The sequence below is a fragment of the Roseixanthobacter finlandensis genome (assembly GCF_043195105.2).
GTDB lineage: Bacteria > Pseudomonadota > Alphaproteobacteria > Rhizobiales > Xanthobacteraceae > NCEH01.
In genome coordinates, this window is record NZ_CM195536.1 from 5,037,903 (window position 1) to 5,051,307 (window position 13,405).

Here is a 13,405-nt window from a genome sequence, read left to right on the forward strand (position 1 = left end):
ATGGGGTACGGACAGGCGGGATGACCAGCCAGAACGAGACCAAGCCCGCCGCCCCTGCGGCGGTGGCGCCGCTCCCGGCCGGCGGCGGACAGATGGCGAGCTTCACCGGCGAGGCGCTCACCAGCCTGTTCGCCGGCGCGTTCGCGGTCATGATCGCGGTGGTGGCGGGCGACCTGCTCGGCTGGCCCGCCTTCGGCCCTGCGGCCCTGCTCGCCTGTGGCTGCGCGGTGGTGCTGGTCAGCGGGCGCGGCCTTGCCGCCTGCCTGCCGGCGGTGGCGATCGCGCTCGGCGCGCAATCCGCCTTGGCCTGGACCGGCGCCGACAACGCCCCCCCCACGCTCCCGGCGGCGCTGCTGTTTCTGGTCCTTGGACTTTCCACGAGCGTGCTGGGGGAGCGGCTGCGCCGCACCAAGCTCGATTCCGCCGCGCGCGACCGAGCGCTGCTGGCGCGCGAGGCGCACCTCTCGTCCATCCTCGATACCGTGCCCGACGCCATGATCGTGATCGACGCGCGCGGCATCATGCAATCCTTCTCCAGCGCCGCCGAGCGCCTGTTCGGCTACACCGCCTCGGACGCCATCGGCCGCAACGTCTCCATCCTCATGCCCAATCCCCACAAGAGCACGCATGACGCCTATCTGGAGCGCTATCTCACCACCGGGGAACGGCGCATCATCGGCATCGGCCGCGTGGTCGCGGGGCTGCGCAAGAACGGCTCCACCTTCCCCATGGAATTGTCGGTGGGCGAGATGCGCTCGGGGTCCGGCCGGTTCTTCACCGGCTTCATCCGCGACCTCACCGAGCGCCAGGCCACCGAGGCGCGGCTTCAGGAATTGCAGGCCGAGCTGGTCCACATCTCACGCCTCACCGCCATGGGCGAGATGGCCTCCACCCTCGCCCACGAACTCAACCAGCCGCTCTCCGCCATCGCCAATTACATCAAGGGCTGCCGCCGCCTGCTGGAACAGGACGAATCGCGCAACGCGCCGCAATTGCAGGGCGCGCTCGACAAGGCCGCCGAACAGGCGCTGCGGGCCGGCCATATCATTCGCCGCCTGCGCGATTTCGTCTCGCGCGGGGAAAGCGAGCGGCGGGTAGAAAGCCTCTCCAAGTTGGTGGAGGAAGCGAGCGCCCTCGCCCTGGTGGGGGCCAAGGAATATGGCATCGAAGTGCGCTTCAGATTCGATCCCGCGTGCGACCTCGTGCTCGCGGACAAGGTGCAGGTGCAGCAGGTCTTGCTCAATCTGATCCGCAACGGCATGGAAGCGATGATGGAGGCGCCACGGCGCTTCCTGGTGGTGCAGACCAGCCCGGAGGAGGACGACATGGTCGCGGTTTCCGTGTCCGACACCGGCCACGGCATCTCCAAGGAGGTCGCCGACCAATTGTTCATGCCCTTCATCACCACCAAGCAGCATGGCATGGGGGTGGGCCTTTCCATCTCCCGCACCATCATCGAATCGCACGGCGGCCGCATCTGGGCCGAACCGAACCCCGAGGGCGGCAGCATTTTCCGATTCACCCTGCGCGCCGTGCAAGAGGAGGCCGTGGGCAATGCCTGAGACCTTTCCCCAGGACACCTTTCCCAAGGACGCCTTGCCGATCCATATCATCGACGATGACGACGCGGTGCGCGATTCCCTGTGCTTCCTGCTGGAATGCGCCGGCTTCAAGGTGCAGGCGCACCCCTCCGCCGGCGCCTTCATCGACGGCGGCGTTCCCGCGAGCGCCGGATGCATCATCACCGACGTGCGCATGCCCGGCCTGAGCGGGGTCGAGCTGCTGCAATATCTCAACACGCGCGGCTCGAAGATCCCGGTCATCGTCGTCACCGGCCATGGCGACGTGCCGCTGGCGGTGGAGGCGATGAAGCTCGGCGCCGCCGAATTCCTGGAAAAGCCGTTCGACGACGATGCCCTGCTCGCCGCGGTGCACACCTGCCTCACCCAAGCCGCCCTGCATCACCACCAGGATGCGGTGCGCAGCGACGTGGAGGAGCGCATCGCCGCCCTCTCCCAGCGCGAGCATCAGGTTCTGGAACTGCTGCTGGTGGGCCATGCCAACAAGGTGATCGCCCAGGATCTCGGCATCAGCCCGCGCACAGTCGAGGTTTACCGCGCCAATGTGATGACCAAGATGAAGGCGGCCAGCCTCTCCGAACTGGTGCGCATGGCACTGATCGCCGGGGTCGGCGGCCCGGTGGACTGACGCCGCTGCGGGATCCTCAGGCCGGCCTTGATCTATCTCAAGGCCGGTGCGCCGCCATATCTAAATACTTCTCCAGCTGAGAATGCGAGACGGGTCCGTCGCAGCGGCGGATGGAGTGTCTCGCAAGAAGGCGGGAGTCTCATGCAAGAGGCGTATGGCGGTGTTGATGGCCGGGGACAACCAGGACATGCGGGACATGCCCGGCAATGTGGTTCTGCTGGTGGATGACGATCCGGCGATCCGCAGTTCGCTGAAATTCGCCCTGGAGCTGGAAGGCTTCGACGTGCGGACTTTCGCTTTGCCCGAGGAGATTCTCGCCGCCGATCTGCCGTCGCGCGGCTGTATCGTGGTTGATTATTACCTTCCAGGCCAGGACGGCCTGGAACTGCTCGGCCAATTGAAAGCCCGCCACGTCTCCCTTCCCGCCATTCTCATCACCAGCAACCCCGCCGAAAACGTCCGCCGCCGGGCCTCTTCCGCCGGCGTCGCGATCATCGAAAAACCGCTGCTGAGCAACGCCTTGAGCGATGCGGTGCGCGACACCCTCGCACGCGGCTCCTGACGCCGCTTCGCAACGCCACGCTCCTTGCCACACCGCTTGCCGCTTGGAGCCGCAAACTCCAAAACCCGCACGCCCGTCTCCCGGCCGTCGCGGGAATGCGTCATGATCAGCGCGAAGCTCCATCGCTCTGTCCGAGTTCCTGCCAAAGGTCCCGCCCATGACGATGCGCAATCTCGACGCCTTGTTCACGCCTTCCGCCATCGCGCTGGTGGGCGCCAGCAGCCGGGCCGGCTCGATCGGCACGGTGATCGCCCGCAATCTGTTCGAGGCCGGCTTCAACGGGCCGATCCTCACGGTGAAGGCGGGCGAACGGGCGATCCGCTCCTCGCTCAATTATCCCACCATCGAGGCGCTGCCGATCCCGGTCGACCTCGCGGTGATCGTCGCGCCGCCGAGCAAGGTGCCCCAGGCGGTGGCCGAGCTCGGCGCCAAGGGCTGCCGCGCCGCCATCATCGCCACCGCCGGCTATGACGTGGCCGACGGAATCTATGATGCCGCGTTGCGCCAGCAGGTGCTGGATGCCGCCAAGCCGCATCTGCTGCGCCTCATCGGACCGAACAGCCTCGGCTTCATTTCCACCGGCCCGCGCATCAATGCCAGCTTCGCGCACCTGATGCCGGCGCGCGGCCATATCGCCTTCGTCAGCCAGTCTGGCGCCATGGCCACCGCGGTGCTGGACTGGGCCCATGCGCGCGGGCTCGGCTTTTCCCATGTGATCTCGCTGGGCGAGAAGGCGGACGTGGATTTCGGCGACCTGCTGGATTATCTCGCGCTCGACAATTCCACCCGCGCCATCCTGCTCTATGTGGAATGCCTCACCGACGCCCGCAAATTCATGTCGGCGGGGCGCATCGCCGCGCGCTCCAAGCCGGTGATCGTCATCAAGGCCGGGCGCAGCGCGGCAGGGGCACAGGCGGCGCTCTCCCACACCGGGGCGCTCGCCGGCTCGGACATGGTCTATGACGCCGCGTTCCGCCGCGCCGGCATGCTGCGCGTGCACGAATTGCGCGAATTGTTCGAGGCGGTCTCCACCCTCTCGTCCGGCATCCGCCTCAAGGGCGAGCGGGTGGGCGTGCTCACCAACAGCGCCGGGGCCGGCATCATCGCCACCGACACGCTGGAGGACATGCCGGGCCAATTGGGCACGCTCGATCCCAAGACCCTGGCGAAGCTCGACGCCGCGCTGCCGCGCGCCTGGTCCCACGCCAATCCGGTGAACATCGGCGCCGACGCCGACGGCAAGCGCTATGCCGACGCGCTCGCCATCCTGATGGAGAACGAGGGCACCGACGCGACTTTGGTCCTCAACAGCCCCAATGCCGTCTCCGACAGCGGCCAGGCGGCGGATGCGGTGATCGCCGCGCTCGCTTTGCGTCCGCGCGCGCCGGTATTGACCTGCTGGATGGGCGAAAGCGCGGTCGCCGATGCCCGCCGGCGCTTCACCGCCCAGCGCGTGCCGACCTATGAGACCCCGGACGAGGCGGTGCGCGCGTTCGCACATCTGGTCTCCTACCAGCGCAACCAGACCCTGCTGATGGAGACTCCTCCGGCGCGCTCGTTCGACGAGCCGGACCGCGCCAAGGCGGCGGAGGTGATCCGCGCCGCCATCGCCGAGGGGCGTTCCACCCTGAGCGAGTTCGAGGCCAAGGCGGTGCTCGCGGCCTATGACATCCCCATCGTCGAGACCCGCATCGCGCACGATCCCGCCGAGGCCGGGCGCATCGCCGCCGAAATGGGCGGGGTGCTGGTGCTGAAGATCCTGTCCCACGACGTGCTCCACAAATCGGATGTGGGCGGCGTGCGCCTCGACCTGCACGGGCCGAAGGCGGTGGAAGAGGCGGCGCGCGACATGCTCGCGACGCTGGAGGCGCGCATGCCCGGCGCGCGGGTGGAAGGCTTCACGGTCCAGCCCATGATCCGCCGGCCCAATGCCCAGGAGCTGATCGCCGGCATCGCCAATGATCCCACCTTCGGCCCGGTGGTTCTGTTCGGCCAGGGCGGGCTAGCGGTGGAGGTGATCGCCGACCGCGCGGTCGCCCTGCCGCCGCTCAACGGCGTGCTGGCGCTGGAGATGATCGGCCGCACGCGGATTTCCAAGCTGCTCGCCGGCTATCGCGACCATCCGCCGGTGGATCTCGACGCGGTGGCCGCGACCTTGGTGAAGATTTCCGACCTGCTCGGCGACCTGCCGCAGATCGCCGAACTGGACATCAATCCCCTGCTGGCGGACGAGCACGGCGTAATCGCGCTCGATGCCCGCATCGTGGTGCATCCCACCGAGGGGGCGGGCACGGAGCGCTTCGCGATCAAGCCCTTCCCCACCGGGCTCGTGCGCGAGATCACGCTTCCCGATGGCCAGGCACTGGAGCTGCGGCCGATCCGGCCCGAGGACGAGCCGGGAATCGTCGACATCGTGCGCCGCTCGGACCCGCGCGACGTGCGCATGCGGTTCCTCGGCTCGCTGAAGGATTTTCCCCATCTGCTCGCCGCCCGCCTGTCGCAGATCGACTACGACCGGGAAATGGCGCTGGTGGCGGTGGACACGGCCGGCGCGTTCCTCGGCGTGGTGCGCATCATCGCCGATCCGGACAATGAGACCGCCGAATACGCCATCATGGTGCGCTCGGACATGAAGGGCAAAGGGCTCGGCTACCGGCTCATGAACGAGATCATCGCCTATGGCCGCCAGCGCGGCCTGAAGATGATCTATGGCGACGTGCTGCGGGAGAACCAGCCCATGATGCACATGGCGCAGGATCTCGGCTTCATCGCCAAGACCGGCGAGGATTATACCGTGATGCGGGTCGAGCTGGAGCTGAAGCCGTAGGGCGCTCAGACCGCCATGGCGGTCAGCACCGCCGCGCCCACCGCCATGGCCAGAACGATCAGGCTCCACATGGTCCAGCTGGGATGCAGGCGCGAGCCCGCGCGCGGGTCTTCCGCGCTCAGGAAGGGCGTGAGCGGGTCGCCCGCATCCCGCCCCGCGGGCGTGAGCACCGGCGGATAGGGACGGGTCGTGGTGGGCGTCACGCCAGCCGCCTCGTCGTCGGTGCCCAGCGGCACGGCGGCGGGCCCAAAGGAGGGATCGGTGGTGAAGGAGCGCAGCGCCCGTTCCTCGCTCGGCGTCAGCGCAAGCCCGGCCCGCGCGGGTGGTGCCGGCGGCGGGATGGAACCCGCATCCTGGCGGTGATCCGCCGCCCGGTCACGCGGCAAGTCATGCTGCAGGTCGCGCTGAAGGTCGCGCGGCGGCTCATCTGGTCTCGGGCGGGGATCATCGTGAAATTTCGGCGGGTGCATGAGCGTCTCCCTTCGTCAGGAGCAACACCGTGCACACCAGCCTGTTCCGCTTTTCCCGCAGGCTCAGGCAAACCAGTGCGGCTGGCGATCCAGCGCGATCAGCGCTTCCGCCGAAACGCGCGGCCGCACCACCGCATGCTCGGCCCCGCGCACCAGCACTTCGGGAATGAGCGGACGGGTGTTGTAGGTGCCCGCCTGCACCGCGCCATAGGCGCCGGCGGTCATCACCGCCAGCAGGTCGCCGGCCTTCAGCTGTGGCAAAGCGCGATTGAGGGCGAGATAATCCCCGGTCTCGCACACCGGCCCCACCACGTCGGCCAGCAGCGTGGGCGCACCCTCGGCCGCCTGAACCACGGGGAGGATGTCGTGATGGGCGTCGTACAGGGTGGGGCGGATGAGATCGTTCATGGCCGCGTCCACGATCACGAAGGTCTTGCCCTCGCCGTGCTTCACATAAAGCACGCGGGTCACGAGGATGCCGGCATTGGCCACGATCATGCGGCCCATCTCAAAGACCAGCGGCAGATTGAGGCCGCCCAGCGCGCGGTTCACCGCCGCCGCGTAGGCATCCGGCGCCGGCGGCACGGGATCGCTCGCCGCATAAGGCACGCCGAGCCCGCCGCCAAGATCGAGATGGCGCAGCGCGTGGCCGGCGGCCATCAGGTCGCGCGCCAGTTCCGCCAGCAGCAAAATCGCATTCTCGAACGGCGCCATGTCGGTGATCTGGCTGCCGATATGCATGTCGACACCGGCGATGCGGATACCCGGCAGGCGCGCGGCCTCCTCATACACCGCGCGGGCGGTGGAGATGGGGATGCCGAACTTGTTTTCCGACTTGCCGGTGGAGATCTTGGCGTGGGTTTTCGCGTCCACGTCGGGATTCACCCGCAGCGACACCGGGGCGATGACACCGCGCGCGGTGGCGACCTGCGAGAGCTGCTCCAGCTCCGGCTCGCTCTCCACATTGAAGCATTTGATGCCGGCATCGAGCGCATCGGCCATTTCCTGGCGGGTCTTGCCGACGCCGGAAAACACGATCCGCTCCGCCGGGACGCCGGCGGCGAGCGCGCGCTTCAATTCCCCGCCGGAAACGATATCCGCCCCCGCGCCGAGGCGGGCGAGCGTGGAAATCACCGCCTGGTTGGAATTGGCCTTCAGCGCATAGCACAGCAGCATGTCGCGGCCTTCGAAGGCCTGCGTGAACACGCGATAGTGCCGCTCCAGCGTCGCGGTGGAATAGCAATAGAAAGGCGTGCCTACGCTGTGGGCGAGCGCGGTGAGGTCGACGTCCTCGCCATGGAGGCGACCGTCGCGATAATCGAAATGATGCATGGCGGCTCCGGGCGCGTCAGAGCAGCCCGTCCAGGATGAAGGGACGTTTGGCGATATTGGGGGTCTGCGTCACCGGACGGGAGACCGAATCGCCGGGCGTGTTCGGCGAGATATAGGCATTGCCGGACGCCGCGCGCGCATCGGCGTTGCCCGGCTGGGCGGAATTGGTGGACATGATGTCGTCGGTGGTCACCAGGGCGCCGGTATTGTCGGCGGACCCTTGGGGCGCGGCCGGCGCGGCCGGGCCGTTGGCGGCGGTGGCCGGGCCTGCGGCGGGGCCGGTGGTCGCGGCGGCGGCCTTCTGACCGGGCGGGGTGGGCGGCTTGGTGCCGGGCGGCTCCAGCGGACCCTTCACGCCGCAGCCGGCGAGCGCCAAGGCAAACAGGAAAGCCAGGGAGACAGGCAAGCGATGCGACACGGCGAGGCCATCCAGAAAATTTCGACGCCACTATAGCGAGGGATACGCCAAAGGCGAGCCCCGCGCACGGCGGCGCTTCTCTCTACCGCACCGCAGCGCCGCTGTCGCGCCCGAGTGCGACGTTGGTGGCGCATCCCCTCCGAGCCCTTCCCCCTCCCCAACCCTCCCCCGCACGCGGGAGAGGGGGCTTAACCGCTCAGGCGCGGCCAAGCGGAGAAAAGCACGACACGCACCCCTCAGCGCTGCAGCACAAAGCCTTCCGGCGGGTGGCGGTGCTCCCACTGGCGGGTTTCCAGCTCCGGCACGGCGCTTTCCACACGCGGATAGCCGAGGCAGAAATAGCCGATGAAGCGCCAGTGCGCCGGCACGTCCATAATCCCCGCCATCTGCTCCGGCGGCAGGATCGACACCCAGCCGAGGCCGATGCCCTCCGCCCGCGCCGCAAGCCAGAGGGTCTGCACCGCCATGACCGCCGAATAATCCAGCGTTTCCGGCATGGTGAGCCGGCCGAGCCCGTGGCCCTGGGCGGTCTCGCGATCGGCGAACACAGCGAAATGCACCGGCGCGTCATCGAGCCCGGCCAGCTTCAGGCGGGCATAAGCGGCGCTCTTGTCCGCCGACTGGCTGGCCAAAGCGGCGGCATTGCAGCTTTCGAAACAGGCGCGCACCGCCGCGCGGCGGGCCGGATCGTCCACCAGCACGAAGCGCCAGGGCTCGCTCAAGCCCACGGAGGGGGACAGGCAGGCCATTTGCAGCAGCCGCGCCATTGTGCCGTCGGGCAGCGGATCGGTGCGGAAGTGCCGCACGTCCCGCCGCCAGGCGAGCAGATCGCGCAGCCGCGCGCGGAACGCGGCATCGAAACACGGCGCGGGGTCCGCGCCGCCGTTGGTCCCTTCGTGCGCGACCATGGGTGCCTCCCTCCCTGCCGCAATCGCCCGCCGTTTGCGGCGGTGCGATCCTCTTGTCCGTCGCCTCGGGCCTTGTGCGCCTAAGGCCTTCTGCGCCTCAGGCCTTGGCGGCCTCCACCTGGAGGCGCTTCAGCCAGCGCTTGGCCTGGGCGCGCACCCGGCTCGGCGCGGTGCCGCCATAGGATACGCGGCTCTGCACAGAACGGGTGACGGACAATACGCTGAAGACATCCTGCGTGATGCGCTCATCCACGCTGCGCATGTCCTCCAGCGACAGCCGGTGCAGGCCGATGCCGCGATCGGACGCCAGCGCGACGATGCGCCCCGTGACATGGTGCGCCTCGCGGAACGGCATTCCGGCCGCGCGCACCAGCCAATCGGCGAGATCGGTGGCGGTGGAATAGCCCTGCCCGGCGGCGCTCTTCATGCGCGCCGTGTCGGGCTTGATGTCGCGCACCATGCCGGCGGTGGCGGCGATCACCAGGGACAGGGCGGAAAACGCGTCGAAGGCGCCTTCCTTGTCTTCCTGCATGTCCTTGGCATAAGCGAGCGGCAGGCCCTTCATCACCACCAGCAGGCCGGTGAGCGCGCCGATGATGCGGCCCGCCTTGGCGCGCACCAGCTCGGCAGCATCCGGATTGCGCTTCTGCGGCATGATGGAGGAGCCGGTGGTGAATTTATCCGACAGCTTGATCAGCGAAAAGGCGGGCGAGGTCCAGATCACCACCTCTTCCGCGAAGCGCGAGAGATGCACGGCGCAGATGGCGGCAGCGGAGAGCGTCTCCAGCACGAAATCGCGATCCGACACGGCGTCCAGCGAATTCGCGGTCGGCCGGTCGAAGCCGAGCGCCTTGGCGGTCATGTCCCGGTCGATGGGGAAGGACGTGCCGGCCAGCGCCGCCGAGCCGAGCGGGCATTCGTTGAGCCGCGCACGGGCATCACGCAGCCGGCTGCGATCGCGCGCCAGCATCTCCACATAGGCCATCAGATGATGGCCGTAGGTGACCGGCTGGGCGGTCTGCAGATGGGTGAAGCCGGGCATGACGGTGGCGGCATGGGCCAGCGCCTTTTCCGACAGCGCCAGTTGCAGGTCCGCCATCTGGGCGTCGAGCGCATCCACCGTGTCGCGCACATAGAGGCGGAAGTCGGTGGCCACCTGATCGTTGCGCGAGCGCGCGGTGTGCAGGCGCCCCGCGCTCGGGCCGATCATGTCGGCGAGGCGCTGCTCGACATTCATATGGATGTCTTCAAGGTCGCGCCGGAAAGTGAATTTGCCGGCCTCGATCTCTGACAGGATCGTGTCTAGACCGTCCTGGATCTTCTCGACATCCTCGCCCGCGACGATGCCCTGCGTCGCCAGCATGGCCGCATGGGCCTTGGAACCGGCGATATCCTGGGCGAAAAGACGCTGGTCGAAGCCGATGGAGGCGTTGATCTCCTCCATGATCGCATCGGGGCCCGTGGAGAATCGCCCGCCCCACATCTTGTTGCTCATGACGGATCTCCGCTGATGACCGAGCCGACCTTGCCGCCCGCCCCCCCGGAACACCGCGCCGAACCCGCCCGTGGCGGCAAAGGGCGCATGCTGGCTGTGGTGGCAGGAGCGGCACTTGCTGGCGCCGTGGCCGGCGCGCTCGCCCTATACGGGATGAATGCCCTTCCCGGCAATGCACCCACGCTCACGGCCGCTTCATCGCCGACGAATTCACAAGTCGCCGCGGCGCCCGAGAGCGGCAGTTCGGCCCGCGATCCCGCCTGCGCGCCGGCGGTGGAGGCGGCGAAGCGCCTGGCGCCGCTCGCCAAGGGCGAAATCGCCGCGTTCACGCTCGCCACCGAGCCGCGCCGCCTGCCGCCGCTCTCCTTCGCCGACGGCACCGGCACGCCGAAGACGCTGGCGGATTTCAAGGGCAAGACGCTGCTGGTCAATCTGTGGGCCACCTGGTGCGTGCCCTGCCGAAAGGAAATGCCGGCCCTCGACCGGCTGGAGCAGACCCTTGGCGGGGCGAATTTCCAGGTGGTGGCGATCAATCTCGATACCCGCGACGCGGAAAAACCGAAGGCGTTCCTGAAGGAGATCGGCATCTCCAGCCTCGCCTTCTACGCCGATAGCGGCACCAAGACCTTCCAGGCCCTGCGCGCGGTGGGGCGCGGCTTCGGCCTGCCCACCACCTTGCTGGTGGACGACCAAGGCTGCGAGCTCGGCTATCTCGCCGGCCCCGCCGAATGGGCGAGCGAGGATGCCCAGCACCTCATCAAGAGCGCGCTCGGCGGCGGGCAAGGCTGAGGTTTTCGGCACCGCCCTCGCATGTGGCGCGCTCGCCTCTCCCTCCCTCGGCAGCTGGCGCCTCAAACCCCCAGCAGCAGCTTCATCGCCCGCGTGCCGACCAACGTCGCGGACGGGCCGTTGCACAGCACGAACACCCCTTCGCCCGAGGGCTTGCCGCTGCCCTGCCAAGCGGAAAAGCCCATCCAGGAGGTGAAGCCCGCCACCCCGCCGTTCTTGTTGAGCACCGTGACGCGCCCGCGCGGCGCTTCCACTTCGGCGCGGAACCAGCCATAGGCGGTGTGCGGCGCGCGTCCCCCGGCGCAGGCGGGCGCGAACACATCGGCACCTTGCTGATAGGCCAGCGCCGGGTCCGAAAGTCCGCCTTTCGCCAAGCCCATGTTGAGCCGCAGATAGGCCAGCATGTCCGCCCCGGTGCTGACGATGCCGCCGGCGCCCACCGCCAGCGCATGGGTCGGCCGATAGGACGCGTCGCGCGGCAGGGCCTGCCATTGCTTGGTATAGCCGAGCGGCAAACGGGCTTTCATGCCGGGCCGGAACCAGCCGGTGTCGCCGGCGCCGAAGCTCGCGCAATAATCCCCGAGGCGGCGGTCGTAGCGCTCGGCGAAGCCGTCCGCATCGGCGCCCGCGATCCCCGTTCCGGCCATGGCGAGCAGCGCCCAGCCGAGGTTCGAATAGGCATAGCAGGCGCCCTGTTCCATGGGCGGATTATAGGTGGAGAGGAAGTCGAACAGGGTCTGGAAGCCGGCCATGGTGCGCGGCGGATAGGCGCCGCCTTGGTTGTCCCGCGGCAGGCCGGGACGATAGGTGGCGAGATTGACGAGGCGCAGCCCCTCCAGCGGCGCGGAAAGGCGCGCGCTGCCCCCGAGCCAGGTGCCGAGCGTGCCTTCGAACGGGCCATGCCGTTTGAAGTGCACGCTGGAGGTGAAGACCTTCGAGATCGAGCCGATCTCGAACGGGGTCTTCGCGTCGAGGGCGAGCGGCGCGCCAAGGGGGTTGGTCAGGTCCGTGCCGCCCGCGAACAGCAGGCGGCCTTTGCCGTCCGGCCCCACCACCCCCAGCACCAGGGCAAGCCGCGCCGCGCGCATCGCCCGCGCCCGGGCGCATTCCGCATCGATCAGGGCCTGGAACGGGTCCGTGCCGCTCGAAAGGGCTGACGTCGCGAGGGAAGGGGCAGCTAAGGAAGGGTCGCCGACCGGCTGCGCGCGGGCGCCGCGCCTTCCGAGGGGCGATGTGAGCCCGCCCATCGCCAGCCCGCCCAGGACCATCGCGCGCCGTGTCAGCATTCGCCGCTCCCCCGACCTTCGCGCCCAGGCAAGGCCCGGTTTGCGGCGAGATCAGGGACGGCGGCGACTGTACACGCAATCGGGAACAGCGGCGATCTGGTGCCCCAGCGGCAGTGCCGCGGGGGTCGGCCTCAGCGGGTGGGAACCGGCTTCTCGCCACGATAATCGTAGAAGCCGCGCTGGGTCTTGCGGCCGAGCCAGCCGGCCTCGACGTACTTCACCAGCAGCGGGCACGGACGGTACTTGCTGTCGGCAAGCCCCTCGTGCAGCACCTGCATGATGGCGAGGCAGGTGTCGAGGCCGATGAAATCCGCCAGCTGCAACGGGCCCATGGGATGATTGGCGCCGAGCTTCATGGCCCGGTCGATGGCGTCCACGGAGCCCACGCCCTCATAGAGCGTGTAGATGGCTTCGTTGATCATGGGCAGCAGGATGCGGTTGACGATGAAGGCGGGGAAATCCTCCGCTACCGCATAGGTCTTGTGCAGCCGGGTCACGAACTGCTTGGCGCTCTCGAAGGTGTCGTCGTCGGTGGCGATGCCGCGCACCAGCTCCACCAGCTCCATCAGCGGCACCGGATTCATGAAATGAATGCCGATGAAGCGCTCCGGCCGATCAGTGGAGGCGGCGAGGCGGGTGATGGAGATGGACGAGGTGTTGGACGAGATCAGTGCGTCCGGCCGCAGCACCGGGCAGAGATCGGCGAGGATCTTGCGCTTCACATCCTCGCGCTCGGTGGCCGATTCGATCACGAGGTCGCACTCGGCGAGCCCGTCCATGGTCGGCGCGCCGACGATGCGCTGAAGCGCGTCCTGGCGGGCCTGCTCGGTCACGGTGCCCTTGGAGACCTGCTTGGCCATATTGCCGTTGATCGTGGCAAGGCCGGAGCGGATGCGGTCCGGATCGGCATCGCTCAGCGCCACGTCATAGCCCGCGAGCGCGCAGACATGGGCGATGCCGTTGCCCATCTGGCCGGCGCCGATGATCCCGACCTTCTTGATCTCGAGCGGCATGGTGCTCTCGTCTTTCCGATATTGGGGGCCGAGATGGCCCCGGTCGGCGCCGAGCCGGGTGGACCGGCGCCGCATGGAGATGTCGCCCGGCTTCGAT

General features: G+C 68.4%; 12 protein-coding genes. 5 read left to right on the plus strand and 7 right to left on the minus strand.

Features of this window, described 5'->3' with window-relative positions:
* Positions 1–20 precede the first annotated feature (20 nt).
* The 4 genes from V5G24_RS23400 (at position 21) to V5G24_RS23415 (ending at position 5,597) form a co-directional block, all read left to right on the plus strand.
* The gene (locus V5G24_RS23400; protein WP_394084135.1) at positions 21–1,562 is read left to right on the plus strand and encodes a PAS domain-containing sensor histidine kinase; all 1,542 of its coding nucleotides are present in this window, start codon (positions 21–23) and stop codon (positions 1,560–1,562) included.
* The gene (gene fixJ, locus V5G24_RS23405; protein WP_394084137.1) at positions 1,555–2,208 is read left to right on the plus strand and encodes a response regulator FixJ; all 654 of its coding nucleotides are present in this window, start codon (positions 1,555–1,557) and stop codon (positions 2,206–2,208) included. Before V5G24_RS23400 ends, fixJ begins: the two co-directional genes overlap by 8 nt.
* A gap of 166 nt (positions 2,209–2,374) precedes the next feature.
* On the plus strand, positions 2,375–2,770 hold the full coding sequence (locus tag V5G24_RS23410; protein WP_394084139.1) for a response regulator transcription factor: 396 nt from the start codon (positions 2,375–2,377) through the stop codon (positions 2,768–2,770).
* A gap of 157 nt (positions 2,771–2,927) precedes the next feature.
* Entirely contained in the window at positions 2,928–5,597 is a 2,670-nt protein-coding gene (locus V5G24_RS23415; protein WP_394084141.1) for a bifunctional acetate--CoA ligase family protein/GNAT family N-acetyltransferase, read from the plus strand.
* A 5-nt stretch (positions 5,598–5,602) separates the two neighbouring features.
* Here the strand turns inward: V5G24_RS23415 and V5G24_RS23420 are convergent, their stop codons facing one another.
* From V5G24_RS23420 to argH, 5 genes are all read right to left on the minus strand, one after another.
* The gene (locus tag V5G24_RS23420; protein WP_394084143.1) at positions 5,603–6,067 is read right to left on the minus strand and encodes a hypothetical protein; all 465 of its coding nucleotides are present in this window, start codon (positions 6,065–6,067) and stop codon (positions 5,603–5,605) included.
* 63 nt (positions 6,068–6,130) lie between these two features.
* Positions 6,131–7,399: a diaminopimelate decarboxylase gene (gene lysA / locus V5G24_RS23425; RefSeq protein WP_394084145.1), complete on the minus strand. Its 1,269-nt coding sequence runs from the start codon at positions 7,397–7,399 to the stop codon at positions 6,131–6,133.
* Positions 7,400–7,415: 16 nt separating this feature from the next.
* On the minus strand, positions 7,416–7,817 hold the full coding sequence (gene lptM, locus V5G24_RS23430) for an LPS translocon maturation chaperone LptM (RefSeq protein WP_394084147.1): 402 nt from the start codon (positions 7,815–7,817) through the stop codon (positions 7,416–7,418).
* Between the two features lie 236 nt (positions 7,818–8,053).
* Positions 8,054–8,725, minus strand: a complete 672-nt coding sequence (gene bluB / locus V5G24_RS23435; RefSeq protein WP_394084149.1) for a 5,6-dimethylbenzimidazole synthase — start codon at positions 8,723–8,725, stop codon at positions 8,054–8,056.
* A 97-nt stretch (positions 8,726–8,822) separates the two neighbouring features.
* Positions 8,823–10,220, minus strand: coding sequence for an argininosuccinate lyase (gene argH, locus V5G24_RS23440; RefSeq protein ID WP_394084151.1), 1,398 nt, complete (start codon positions 10,218–10,220; stop codon positions 8,823–8,825).
* Between the two features lie 15 nt (positions 10,221–10,235).
* Between argH and tlpA the strand changes: the two genes are divergently transcribed.
* Positions 10,236–11,009 carry a thiol:disulfide interchange protein TlpA gene (tlpA, locus tag V5G24_RS23445; RefSeq protein ID WP_394084152.1) on the plus strand — a complete coding sequence of 258 codons (774 nt, stop codon included), beginning with the start codon at positions 10,236–10,238 and terminating at the stop codon, positions 11,007–11,009.
* A gap of 62 nt (positions 11,010–11,071) precedes the next feature.
* Here the strand turns inward: tlpA and V5G24_RS23450 are convergent, their stop codons facing one another.
* A complete protein-coding gene (locus tag V5G24_RS23450; protein ID WP_394084154.1) occupies positions 11,072–12,295 on the minus strand; it encodes a serine hydrolase in 1,224 nt (407 codons plus the stop codon).
* 131 nt (positions 12,296–12,426) lie between these two features.
* Positions 12,427–13,308 (minus strand): 3-hydroxybutyryl-CoA dehydrogenase, encoded by an 882-nt coding sequence (locus V5G24_RS23455; protein WP_394015468.1) that lies wholly within the window; start codon positions 13,306–13,308, stop codon positions 12,427–12,429.
* Positions 13,309–13,405: the final 97 nt, after the last annotated feature.

Bases quoted from the DNA above. Each gene is read 5' to 3' on its own strand.
- V5G24_RS23400 (WP_394084135.1), top strand. From the start codon at position 21: ATGACCAGCCAGAACGAGACCAAGCCCGCCGCCCCTGCGGCGGTGGCG.
- fixJ (WP_394084137.1), top strand. From the start codon at position 1,555: ATGCCTGAGACCTTTCCCCAGGACACCTTTCCCAAGGACGCCTTGCCG.
- V5G24_RS23410 (WP_394084139.1), top strand. From the start codon at position 2,375: ATGGCCGGGGACAACCAGGACATGCGGGACATGCCCGGCAATGTGGTT.
- V5G24_RS23415 (WP_394084141.1), top strand. From the start codon at position 2,928: ATGACGATGCGCAATCTCGACGCCTTGTTCACGCCTTCCGCCATCGCG.
- V5G24_RS23420 (WP_394084143.1), bottom strand. From the start codon at position 6,067: ATGCACCCGCCGAAATTTCACGATGATCCCCGCCCGAGACCAGATGAG.
- lysA (WP_394084145.1), bottom strand. From the start codon at position 7,399: ATGCATCATTTCGATTATCGCGACGGTCGCCTCCATGGCGAGGACGTC.
- bluB (WP_394084149.1), bottom strand. From the start codon at position 8,725: ATGGTCGCGCACGAAGGGACCAACGGCGGCGCGGACCCCGCGCCGTGT.
- argH (WP_394084151.1), bottom strand. From the start codon at position 10,220: ATGAGCAACAAGATGTGGGGCGGGCGATTCTCCACGGGCCCCGATGCG.
- tlpA (WP_394084152.1), top strand. From the start codon at position 10,236: ATGACCGAGCCGACCTTGCCGCCCGCCCCCCCGGAACACCGCGCCGAA.
- V5G24_RS23450 (WP_394084154.1), bottom strand. From the start codon at position 12,295: ATGCTGACACGGCGCGCGATGGTCCTGGGCGGGCTGGCGATGGGCGGG.
- V5G24_RS23455 (WP_394015468.1), bottom strand. From the start codon at position 13,308: ATGCCGCTCGAGATCAAGAAGGTCGGGATCATCGGCGCCGGCCAGATG.